This window comes from Cellvibrio sp. ATLC23, from assembly GCF_057196725.1.
Map to the genome: position 1 here is coordinate 263,515 of NZ_JBXUOS010000005.1, position 11,881 is coordinate 275,395.

Sequence of the window (11,881 nt, forward strand, 5' to 3'; positions counted from 1 at the left end):
CTTTGCTCTATACGTAGAGCGCGAGTATTTAGGTGTGTGAAGAGCACCGATTGAGACAACACTATGCAGCAGGCATCCCCCGCCGAGATCCACCAGAGCACCAGCCACCGCAATATCATTCGCTTAGCGATTCCCATTATTCTGGCTAATGCCGCCGTTCCTTTGTTGGGTTTGGTGGATACTGCCGTGATTGGCCATAACGGCACCAGTGCAGATTTGGGTGCGATTGCGTTTGGCTCATTGATATTTTCATTTGTGTATTGGGGCTTTGGTTTTCTGCGCATGGGCACCAGCGGTTTTACCGCACAAGCTGCCGGCGCAGGCGATCACAACGAAGTGCGCGCTGCCTGTTTGCGCGCGTTATTGCTCGGCACAGCCATTGGCCTGAGTTTGATCATCGCCCAATACCCGCTAAAGCATTTTGCCCTCTGGTTACTGGATGGCAGCAAGGCTGTCGAACAGGGTGCGGCAGAGTATTGGCAAATCCGCATTTGGGGCGCACCCGCTACACTCGGCACCTATGCGATTGTGGGCACGCTGATCGGTTTGGGGCAGACGCGAAAGCTGCTCTGGTTACAACTTTTACTCAATGGCCTGAACCTATTACTTGATGTTATTTTTGTAGCAGGTTTTGATTGGGGTGTGCGCGGCATTGCGCTGGGGACGTTAATTGCTGAATGGATCAGTTTTGTTGTCGGCGCCATTATTTTGTTTAACCTTCTGCGACCTGAGCATCGCGCACCCTTTGCGATCTGGCCCGCTATTTTTCAACGCACCGCCATTGTCCGCACCCTGAAAACCAACAGCGATATTATGTGGCGCACCCTATTTATGCTCGCGGGGTTTGGGTGGTTCGCCAATCAAGGCGCACAATTTGGCGACACAACCCTTGCCGCCAATCATATACTGCTGCAATTTATTTCATTCTCGGCGTTTTTTCTGGATGGTTTTGCCTTTGCGTTGGAATCGCTGATTGGCAAAACCATGGGCGCCAAAAATCGTAAATTATTTGATCGCGCGATTATCGCCTCAACACAAATTGCAGCGTTTAGCGCCTTGGGTTTAATGTTGATAGTGGGCTTAGGCGGAAGCCAGTTCATCCATTGGCTAACACCAATAGCAACAATACAAAATGCGGCGCAGAATTATTTGCCCTACGCCGCAATTTACATTCTGGTTTCATTTGCCGCGTTTCAATTGGATGGCATTTTTATCGGCGCTACCGCGAGCCGCGCCATGCGCAATGCCGCGCTGATATCACTGCTGATATTTTTAAGCGCCGCAGAAATTTTGACCCGCACGGCAGGCAACCATGGCTTATGGCTTGCTTTTATTATCTACGTAATCGCTCGGGCCATTTGCCTTGGCTATTACCTACCGCAGCTGCGGCGACAAATTTGAAAATGCTATGCACCGATATATTTTCAAACTTGCCGCGACCTTATTTCACCATTGGAATAAACACATTTTTCGCCGCAGGTCGCGCAAGAATACCTGTTACATAGCTGCGCAATGGACTGTCTTTATGGACAAGATCTAAATTGTGTGGCCCATTCACCAAATAATTAATCACTGGTACAAGCAAAATATCCGCTAAGGTAAATTGGTTTCCCACCAAAAAAACTTTCGCACCTAGTTGCTGTTCCAAAATGCCGACTACCTGAATCACGTCAGGAATAGCGGCAGCAACAATGTCCTCACGCACACTGCCATCGGGTCCTTGGGGATATAAAAACTCCGACAGAAAATTGCGCACTATGGCCTTATCAACATACGCAGTGATTGCCGCACACCACTGATCCACTTCTGCTTTTTGCCACGCATCCTGCGGCTGCAAGCGGGCTTGGTTGTACTGATTATCCAGATAACGGCAAATGCTTTGTGTCTCATAAAGTGGACGACCAGCATCTAATAATACCGGCAACTTGCCAAACGGATTAATCGTCTTTAAGGCGGGGCTGCGCCAGATGTAATCCTGGCCATCGACCACCGAATTCAAGGTGTAAGCTAAACCAATTTCTTCGCAACAAAATTGCACCGCACGGGTAAAGGTACTGAACTGCACACCTACTATATGAATTTGATGACTCATCGATAACTCCTTCGTAATGGTTTACTAAAAACTGTTTTTCCTTGGCAATCTTCTATCGCCACCATAATATGATCAAGAACATATTTTAAACCGGAGGTACACCATGGCATGGAAAGAGTCACACAAGCAGGAGTCGCGCGAGCGGATCGTTAATGCGGCGGCTGAATTATTTACCCGTAAAGGTTTTAATCAGGTCGGTATAGATGAGGTCATGACGCAGGCAGGTTTGACACGCGGTGCATTTTACGCCCACTTCAACTCCAAAATTGACCTGTACGAAGAGGCAATCATCGCGGCGGGAAACGCAGCGGCACAGCATTTTAGTGAGCATGTAACTGACACCAATAGCATCATTAATCATTACTTAAGTGAAGGTCACCTTACTTCTACCAGCATTCGCTGCCCTCTGCCCTGTTTGGTAAGCGATGTCGCCCACGATGATGAACGGGTAAAACAGATCTATACCCGCCTCTATAAAGGTTTTACCAAACACCTCGGCAGCAATAATGGTGGTGCAGAAGATGAAGACAATGCGCTACTCCAATCCGTACTGATGATTGGAGGCATGGCACTGGCGCGCAGCCTCACGGATAAAACACTCGCAAAAAAAATCTTATCCCTGAGCAGTAAAGCTGCACAGCAAATTAAACCCAAGTGATGTGTATAAACGCCACCAAAAGACTCATCGCGCCAGCGCAATTTTGCTCGCCGTGCATCTAGCCTTGGTGCTGTTGTAAATATTTTTTGGTGAGCGCCATAAAACGTGGGGTTGGGCCTACATCTTCGTAAATCGCATCGCCCATTTCATCGGTCGCCACTACTTTTGTGCCCTGTACATAGGGCAAGCTGGCCTCAAGTTGCCCTAAGGCGGCCGAGAGTAATTCACTGATTAATTGTTCTTTGGAACGCTTGGGGTACATCTCAGCCAGCGCAGCCAGACGCGCCGCATCCTCCACCAACAGATGCACCGCGTAGGTCTCTTTGGTTAATTTACCTTGCGCGTGCGCTTCCCATTGTGCAACCAGTTCTTGTAAAAACATAACCGCAACCTCTCGTTCGCCAGAAGGACCAGGATGTAAAAATCTGCTGCGCGCTAAGGATTTTTACAGCCTCTTATGAGTGTAGTTGAAAGTAGCTCAGGCATCTCAACCGCTGAGCTTGCGCCCCTGAAAACTCACATTATTTAATGCGTATCAGATGCTGCACATTCAGTGCCAGCCTTAATCACCTGCGCCAAAATCTGCACGTACTTATCCATCTCAATCGCTTCAACCTGCGCGTAACCCAGCATCAAACCATTGCGCAGGACTTTATCGGTTGCCAATTTACTGAGCGGTTGCGCGTAGACACCCTGCGCTAATAGCGCTTGGCTAATGACAAGATCATTACTCTGTTCGGGTAAGGCGATGGTGAGATGAATACCGGAAGACCCGCCATAAATAGTGACGCTATCGCCGAGATATTTTTCAATCGCATTCACTAATGCATCGCGCCTCGCTGCATACAAACGGCGCATTTTTTTCAGATGCTGGGCAAAATGCCCGGCGCGTAAAAATTCTGCCAGCGCCAATTGGTCAGCGCTGCGACCACGTAAATGCCCCAAGCGCAACATACCGTAAAACGCGGCGGCCAAACCCTTGGGCACCAACATAAAACCAATGCGCAATGCGGGAAATAAGGTCTTACTAAACGTACCGAGATAAATCACCGGCGCATCCTCTACCAAACCTTGCATCGCTGGTAGCGGTGGGCCATCGCGGCGGAATTCACTGTCGTAATCATCTTCAATAATTAACGCGCCCACACGCTGGGCGGATTCGATCAAGCTCATGCGCCGCTCGATACTCATCACACTGCCCAGTGGGAATTGATGGGAGGGTGTGGTGTAAATAAATTTAGGTGGGAAATCATTCCAATCCGATTCACTGGGCGCTATGCCCTGCTCGTCCACCGCAATACCGCGCACATGTAATTCGGCCGCCTTGAGCGATTGAAACGCGCCGCCGTAACCAGGGTTTTCAATCCAGACTGTATCGCCCGCATTGGCCAGTGCATGGGCACAAATACCCAGACTTTGTTGGGTGCCATCGGTAATAAAAATTTGCGCTGCGGTACAGCGTACACCGCGCGTCGTGGTGAGATGGTCGGCAATGGCATTGCGTAACTCTGGCTCACCGGCAACATCGGCATAATCGAGCTGTTTATAACTCAGCTTGCGCCAACTGCGCTCCACACAACGGCGCCACAACGGCAGGGGAAAATCCGCGAGGGAGGGAACACCCGGCATAAAAGCGGTAAACGCACCGTGTGGATCAACCGGCCAAGGCGTTAACTGCGCCCGCGTTGAAATCGCGCGTGTTGCACTGTTTGCCTCATCGACAAGATGGCGGCCAGCACAGACTCCCTTTGCCACCCGCGTGCTGCCACCTTGGGTCTGCAACAAACCTTCAGTCACCAATTGTTCATAGGCATAAAGCACCGTGTTGCGTGCGACCTTGAGTTCCGCCGCCAGCGAGCGAGTGCCCGGTAACTTTGCATCGGCGACAAGATGCCCATTCAAAATCGCCTCGCGCAAACAGCCATATAAACGCCGCTGCTGGGATAATCTCAAGCCGCTATGGGCAGGCTGATATTGATCGAACAAGAGTTGGTAATCCAAAAAGTGGCTCCAAAAAATTTATCAATAATGGATCTTATTATAGAGCCAATGGCAGATTAACCTAGCAACTCCCTCTACTGCGATTAACAAGGAACACCATGAACAACTCGCACACTACCGCACCATCGCCCCGTACCCGCATTCGCCGCATTCCCGAATTGGCCAGTTATGAGCGCGATGCGCTGTACCAGATTATCGATGAAAGCTATGTCTGCCATATCGCCTTTCACGATGGCGAAAGCAGCCACTGTATTCCCACCGCCTGTTGGCGTGAAGGGGATTTTTTATATATCCACGGCTCTAATGGCGGGCGCTTGACCAAGATACTGTTAGGTGGGCGTCAGGTGTCGATTGCAATTACTCATGTGGATGGTTTGGTGCTGGCAAAATCGGCGTTTAGCCACACCATGAATTACCGCTCGGCGGTGATTTACGGCGCGTTTGAATTAATTGAAGGACGTGAACAAAAACTGGCAGCGATGGATGTATTTATGGACAAGATAGCCGCAGGCCGCAAACAGGAAGCACGCCCCGGTAACGATAAAGAATTGGCAGCAACCAGTGTGCTGCGGATTTCACTCGTTGAAGCTGCAAGCAAAATCAGCAACACCTTGCCGGTGGATAAAGAAGAGGATTTGGATTTGCCGGTATGGGCAGGCGTTTTACCCTTGCGGGTGGCTCATGGCGAACCTATTCATGCCAATAATGATGGCTTGGCTACGCCGGACTATGTAAAGCAGTGGAAAGAAAAGAAGTAACCATTGAAGGAGAACAGCATAATCAGGAGCGCACCAATTTAACTTTTGATGCGCTCCGAACCTACTTACTGGTTAATGGCTTAATAATCTCCTCGTTTTTCGCGCGACCGTATCGCCGCTGCTTTATGTAAAACCTTCCATTTGGCTCGCTCATCAATACGCTCAAGCGCGGTTTGTTGACTGCGCCTGACTTCACGCAATAATTTCTGATAATTAAGCAAACGATCAGCATCTATCACATCTCGCACGGCGCAGTCAGGTTCGTCTTGATGTTTACAATCACGAAAGCGACAACTCAGCGCCAGAGTTGCTATGTCATCAAATGCAAGATCAAGGGATTCCTCATCAACATCCGGGCTCCAGCTACGCAGTCCGGGCGTGTCGATAATACAGGCGCCTGCTGTGCACTGATGCAGTGAACGAGCTGTTGTCGTGTGTCGCCCCTTACTATCATCTTGGCGTACAGCTCCTGTAATTTGCGCACTGGATGTCAGCGTATTGGTCAAGGTAGATTTTCCTGCTCCCGACGACCCCAACAGCACCAGCGTTTGTCCTGAATTCAACCATGGAGCTAAGGTCACTACCGTATTTTCACTCAGTGCATTTACGGCAACAATCGGTATTTGAGCGGGAATTCGCTGTTTTATATGCTCTAACTTTTCAGCAACATCCTCTGCAATATCCAGTTTGGTTAACACAATTACAGGCATCACTTGTGCTGCTTGCACTATTGCAAGATAACGCTCCATGCGGCGCAAATTAAAATCATGATCCAAGCCCATGACCAACAGTGCTGTATCGACATTAGTTACCAAAAGCTGGCGTGTTCCCTCGTGTTTACGCCGTGCAATTTGAGTCACAGGCTCCACACATTGACTAACCCAGTACTCATTATTGGGGCGAGGCTCTACCAGCACCCAATCACCAACAGCAAGGCTTCCTCCCACACTTGGCAAAACGCGGACCCGACATTCAGATTGTCCGCTATGCGCCAGCATCCATTCGCGTTGAATTTCAATAATACGTGCCGGAAATGTAGCTGTAGCATGAGACTCCAGCATTAATAACTGTTGTGCGATATAAGGAGTAAGACCAATAACACGCAGAGATTCAAAATCGATTTCGATCATGATAAAAAACTTCCAATATCGTTAAGCTCGAAACACGAGCAAATACGTCGCAGTGAATGCGACATTAAAAAACGAAATGAAAGTCGGCGCACAATTACGTGGCCATTAAGAATCCCGAAAAACGAAAATAAAGGCGAGTAATCAGGCAGCCGACACAAGAGCAATATCAAAGACGGTCATAATTGAAGCTCCTATGTGGATTGATGAAATAATCTGAATCGAATAATCGGCAGTCTGTCACTGCAACTTTAATGAGTCAACGCACCGTTACAACTCATTACAAAGAGAGAATGACAAAAACCATATTGAAAAAGACAGAAGATGTTGACTCTATTGTTAACTTTCATAGAGCCAACACCTGTCACATTACGCACGGCGCTTGCGCAAATCCAACACCAGTGCAACCACTACATAGAGCACAACCACCGGAACCAAGCCAAACAGCACGGCGGTTTGCAATTGCGCCAAATACCCCAGTGACAAGGTCATCGCAATCAAAATCCATACATAGGCGGTATAGAGCGCAAGAAATAACAAACCTTCTATACGGTTGAGCGATGCACCAATAAAAAATAACGGTAAACACAGTGCCGCTACACCGAGCATCACCGGAATATCGAAGCTCGCCAGTTGTTCACCGGCCAATAAAGGGGTGGGCGAGACTACGCCAGAAATACCCAATACACAGAGGATGTTAAAAATATTACTGCCCACTACGTTGCCTACGGCTATATCGCGCTGGCCCTTCATAGTGGCCACTACCGATGTCACCAGCTCAGGTAAGGAGGTGCCCACTGCAACAATGGTTAAACCTATAACGGCTTCATTGATACCCCAAGCAGTCGCTAGCTCTACCGCACTTTGTACCAACCAGCGCGCGCCCAGTACCAAGAGCACCAAGCCAACAATCACCAACAGTATGTTTTGCCACATGGGAACGTTGGTTTTAAGCATTTCTTCTACTTCTTCATCCACTACATCAACACCCTTTTTCTTGCCCTGATAAAACAGGAAAAAGGTGTAGCCAAACAGGCCTGCCGCCAGAATGCCCGCTTCAACGCGACTGATGCTGCCGTCATAAGCCATAAATACCGCCAGCGCCGATAAGGCCACCATAATCGGCACGTCTTGACGAATCAGCTGACGGGAAATTAACAGCGGCGATATAACCGCAGAAAGGCCGAGAATAAAGAGGATGTTCATAATGTTGCTGCCCACCACATTAGCGATGGCCAATTCCGCTTGCCCAGAGTAAGCAGCCTTCACGCTCACCGCCAATTCCGGCGCACTGGTGCCAAACGCCACTACCGTGAGACCAACCACCAATGCCGGCACACCAAAGTTAGACGCGAGGCGCGCAGCCCCTTTGACCAACACATCGGCACCAACTACTAACAGCACTAAACCAACCACTAACAACAACCAGGTCATGGGTAACTCCAGGGTGAAAAATTTTGCCCAGCTTATAGAGATCATCCATAAAATCAAATCCCAATTGATAAATCTTATCGTTCAAAAAAAACGGAGCCAACTGACGCTGACTCCGGTTTTAGTGTTGATGAGCAAGAGGAAATTAATTACCCCACAGATCCTTCAACAAGGTGGTTTTACGCGCATCAAAATTCAGCCAGGTTCCCCAGCCAGAGGGATTGCTGTCTGGATCGTGAGAATGCAAATACCATCCACCGGTATCACCTGATTCTGGATTGATTGACCAATAACAGGCTTGGATCTTTTTCTCTTTCATATAGCTCACAAATGCCTGCTGCCATTGTTGATCAACATTGGTGGTGATGTGGCTCCAGCGACTGCGATCAGCGACTGAACCTTTTGCCGGCCAATCCATATTGCCGCCAAATTCGCCCACTACCATTGCAAAACCCTGATCGCGTAGATAACCAAAGTGCTCATCCCAACCCACGCTCAGCTTGGCTTTGTTAATCACTATATTGCAGTCAGAGTTACCCGCTTCATCGCCTTCCAATTCAGTACAGTTAACTTGTGCAGGGTCCATAAATTGTTTTTGTACAAACACCGAAGGTCCATAAGTGTGCGGTGAAAGCACCAAACGATCTTTCGGAATATTTAATGGATTAGCACGTGCACCGTACATGTTCTCACCCCAGTTTGGATTCAGGTCTTCGCTGCCGTGAGGAATTTTTACTCCGCCTGCGGTGGCCGACACACCTTCAACAAAAATCAACACATTGGGGTTAACTGCACTGATCGCTTGATAGGCTTTATCAGAAAGCGCTTTCCACTCGGCCCAGGTGTAATCCCATGGCTCGTTGAAAATGTCGATGCCGATAATATTATCAACCCCCAAAGCGGCTGAAAGTCCGGCAATATCGCGCAAGTTAGCCAGCCATTTGGCTTCGTTGTACTCATGTACCACCACGCCCGCACCACTCACTGGCGCGCAGGAATAGCCTTCGCGTTTGAAGTCGTAGCTTTCGCGATTAGCATCTGCGTAAGGCGGTTTTGCATCTAAACGACCTGCGCGCCAACCCACATAGTTAGAGCAGGAATGGATATCCACAATCACTTCAAGATTGTTTTGATCCGCCAGCTTGATGAAATCCTCCATCGCTTGACGCGCATTTGTTTGGCGCACTGAGGCATGGTTTTTCAGCACGCCGCCCGCTTGAATATCGCCACGCCCTTGTGGGTTATTGGGATCCAACGTTTGCGGTGCTATTGGCAACCGAATCACGTTGATACCCTGAGCTTTAATTTCATTCATCGTCTGCTGAATAGTGCGGCCGGTATTCGCCCACCACATATTGCCCACATACAACTCCATCGGCGCACCGTCGGGATTATTCGCTGCATTTTTGGGTTCATGCTGACCTTCAAGGCCAAACCAGTTGCCGCACCGCACCGGAAATACAGTGCCATTTTTGGTGATGTTACCCGTTGCATCCACGCGGAAGACAGCGCCTGCAGGCACACTGGAGCGGCTCGATGAACTAATCGAGCTAGGTGTACTGGAGCGCGATGAGCTAATCGAACTGCTGATGGAGCTTGGCGTACTTGAGCGCGATGAGCTGACCACACTACTGATCGAACTGGGTGTACTGGAACGGGAGCTGGAAACCGAAGAACTCACCACACTGGATGAATTGGCGCACGCAGTAACACCGTAAGGTGAAGGCTGGCTGGTACAAGTATTGCGCGAAATACAGCTGCGATTATTTTCATAACCCCAACCGCTGGTAGTAGTCACACACAAGGGGTACACGGTGCCGTACCAATTACATTGCTGGACGCAGTTACTAATGCTGCTCGCTGATGAGCTGACCGTTGACGAGCGCGAGGACGACGCAATTGAACTGGGCGTGGATGAACGCGATGACATTGCCGACGCCGAACTGCCTGCACCGCCACATACACTGCCACTCACGGTTGGCTGTTCAAGCGCACCGCCATTTTTATTTAACTGGAAACCAAAACTAGTAGCCTGACCTGGTTGCAGTGTGCCATTCCAACCCATATCAGTTGCGTTATAGGGGTTGCTGCCGGTGAGTTTGGCATTCCATGAACCGGTTAAACGGTTGGTGTTGTACTGCCAGTTCACTGACCAACCATTGATCGGAGCAGCAGTAGAATTGGTGATAGTAATAGTGCCTGTGGCTCCGCTATTCCATTCACTATCAATTTTGTAAACACAGGCGGCTGAGGCTGCGCCGCTGTAACCGGAAGCGACTAAGATACCCAGCGCTGCGACCAAACGCAGGTGGTTTTTGGGTGGTGTAATCATACGTGTCTCCTTGATTGCATAAGAAAAGGGCTGAACGCCCAGTGTGTAGTCATGACACAGGCTTGAATGATTACTGCATGAACGAGGTGGAGAGGCCACGTCAAACATCATTATTTTTATTATTGGATCTGGTGCCTGTACTGGAATGGCCGTGTTATTGATGGCGTCAACACCACCAAAACAGCGCTGTCATTCTCATTTTTATTATGCAGAAGTTCTGCGACTTGATTAACAAACAACCATACCGTTTTATCATTTATCTTATTTTTTATATTCACTATTAATCTCCTGTTACTCCCCTGCGCAATTGAAACACCGAGAATATTCAGTGCAGAAATGTAAATACCATGGCGACTCTGCGACTTCGCAGCTAAGGTTGCACAGACGAATTCACTGTTACAGGACGACCGCAATGACAATAAAAATCCAACCTTCACACTTAATCGCCAGCCTATTGCTAGGCCTACTGGGCACTGCTTCAAGCAGTTTTGCTGCCGATAAACCTTTCACCTGGCCAAAAGGTGCCAAAGCCGCAGTCAACCTCGCCTATGACGATGCGCTAGACAGCCAATTGGATAACGTCATCCCCACCCTCAACAAATACCATCTGCGCGGCACCTTTTATTTAAACGTCGTCAGCCCAACGCTGGTTACTCGTTTAGAAGACTGGCGCGCGGCAGCTAAACAAGGCCATGAATTGGGCAACCACAGTATTTTTCATCAATGCGCCAAAAGCCAACCTGGGCGCGAATGGGTTGCGGAAGATCGCGATCTGGATAAAGTCAGCGTTATTCAAATGCAGGACCAAGTAAAAGTAGCGAACAGTTTTTTACACGCGATCGACGGCAAAACCGAACGTACCTTTACCCCGCCCTGCATCGATTTAAAAGCCGGCGGGGCCAATTATGTGGATGGGTTAAAAAGTGAATTTGTCGCCTTTAAAACCAATTTTGGTGGCGTCACACCCGATATGAATACACTCGACCCCTATGCAGTCAGTGTAGATTTTCCCAGTGGTGTTACCGGCGCGCAGTTAATTGCCGTAGTAAAAGAAGCGGCAGCCAAAGGCACTATGGCGAACTTCACCTTTCACGGTATAGGTGGCGATCACATTGTCACCTCAAAGGAAGCTCACGATGAATTGGTAAAATATTTGGCGGATAACAAAGATATTTATTGGACCGATTCCTTTGTCAACATTATGAAATACGTGAAAGAGCAGCAGGCGAAAAAATAACGCCTGGCTGATTGCAACTGATCTACGCACCGGCAACTCCCGGCCATTATTTCCACCGGATTTGGAGATAATGGCAGCTCCCGCTTTTCACCATCACTCGCGGCTAAAACCAATCTGTTATCAATTGGCGTGCTGATTGCAATAAAGCGAGAGCATCAACGCGCAAATGACGTGAAGCGCTACCCACACTTACTTAAGCGAGAAAACCAACGGCAACCGCAGCAGATTTTTAATGCGAAACTTAC

10 protein-coding genes are annotated in these 11,881 nt (G+C 48.9%); 4 read left to right on the forward strand and 6 right to left on the reverse strand.

All coding sequences use genetic code 11. From position 1 onward, the window contains the following. Positions 1-63: 63 nt before the first annotated feature. Complete coding sequence (locus AC2CG4_RS10695; protein WP_484486244.1) at positions 64-1,401, forward strand: MATE family efflux transporter; 1,338 nt, start codon at positions 64-66, stop codon at positions 1,399-1,401. A gap of 40 nt (positions 1,402-1,441) precedes the next feature. On the opposite strand, the gene AC2CG4_RS10700 is transcribed toward AC2CG4_RS10695, so the two are convergent. Then, positions 1,442-2,092 (reverse strand): glutathione S-transferase family protein, encoded by a 651-nt coding sequence (locus tag AC2CG4_RS10700; RefSeq protein ID WP_484486245.1) that lies wholly within the window; start codon positions 2,090-2,092, stop codon positions 1,442-1,444. A gap of 103 nt (positions 2,093-2,195) precedes the next feature. Between AC2CG4_RS10700 and AC2CG4_RS10705 the strand changes: the two genes are divergently transcribed. Continuing rightward, on the forward strand, positions 2,196-2,750 hold the full coding sequence (locus tag AC2CG4_RS10705) for a TetR/AcrR family transcriptional regulator (RefSeq protein ID WP_484486246.1): 555 nt from the start codon (positions 2,196-2,198) through the stop codon (positions 2,748-2,750). A gap of 58 nt (positions 2,751-2,808) precedes the next feature. On the opposite strand, the gene AC2CG4_RS10710 is transcribed toward AC2CG4_RS10705, so the two are convergent. After that, positions 2,809-3,132 carry a type 1 pili tip component gene (locus tag AC2CG4_RS10710; RefSeq protein WP_484486247.1) on the reverse strand — a complete coding sequence of 108 codons (324 nt, stop codon included), beginning with the start codon at positions 3,130-3,132 and terminating at the stop codon, positions 2,809-2,811. A gap of 143 nt (positions 3,133-3,275) precedes the next feature. After that, the gene (gene pdxR / locus AC2CG4_RS10715; protein WP_484486248.1) at positions 3,276-4,751 is read right to left on the reverse strand and encodes a MocR-like pyridoxine biosynthesis transcription factor PdxR; all 1,476 of its coding nucleotides are present in this window, start codon (positions 4,749-4,751) and stop codon (positions 3,276-3,278) included. A gap of 98 nt (positions 4,752-4,849) precedes the next feature. On the opposite strand from pdxR, the gene AC2CG4_RS10720 reads away from it, so the two are divergent. Further along, the gene (locus AC2CG4_RS10720) at positions 4,850-5,509 is read left to right on the forward strand and encodes a pyridoxamine 5'-phosphate oxidase family protein (RefSeq protein WP_484486249.1); all 660 of its coding nucleotides are present in this window, start codon (positions 4,850-4,852) and stop codon (positions 5,507-5,509) included. 80 nt (positions 5,510-5,589) lie between these two features. Here AC2CG4_RS10720 and rsgA read toward each other — a convergent pair whose 3' ends face one another. The 3 genes from rsgA to AC2CG4_RS10735 all read right to left on the reverse strand — a co-directional run bounded on the left by rsgA (position 5,590) and on the right by AC2CG4_RS10735 (position 10,399). Beyond that, positions 5,590-6,639 (reverse strand): ribosome small subunit-dependent GTPase A, encoded by a 1,050-nt coding sequence (gene rsgA, locus AC2CG4_RS10725; RefSeq protein WP_484486250.1) that lies wholly within the window; start codon positions 6,637-6,639, stop codon positions 5,590-5,592. 366 nt (positions 6,640-7,005) lie between these two features. After that, positions 7,006-8,070 carry a calcium/sodium antiporter gene (locus AC2CG4_RS10730; protein ID WP_484486251.1) on the reverse strand — a complete coding sequence of 355 codons (1,065 nt, stop codon included), beginning with the start codon at positions 8,068-8,070 and terminating at the stop codon, positions 7,006-7,008. 142 nt (positions 8,071-8,212) lie between these two features. Continuing rightward, the gene (locus AC2CG4_RS10735; RefSeq protein WP_484486252.1) at positions 8,213-10,399 is read right to left on the reverse strand and encodes a cellulase family glycosylhydrolase; all 2,187 of its coding nucleotides are present in this window, start codon (positions 10,397-10,399) and stop codon (positions 8,213-8,215) included. 412 nt (positions 10,400-10,811) lie between these two features. On the opposite strand from AC2CG4_RS10735, the gene AC2CG4_RS10740 reads away from it, so the two are divergent. After that, positions 10,812-11,636 (forward strand): polysaccharide deacetylase family protein, encoded by an 825-nt coding sequence (locus tag AC2CG4_RS10740; protein ID WP_484486253.1) that lies wholly within the window; start codon positions 10,812-10,814, stop codon positions 11,634-11,636. The last annotated feature ends 245 nt before the right edge of the window (positions 11,637-11,881 follow it).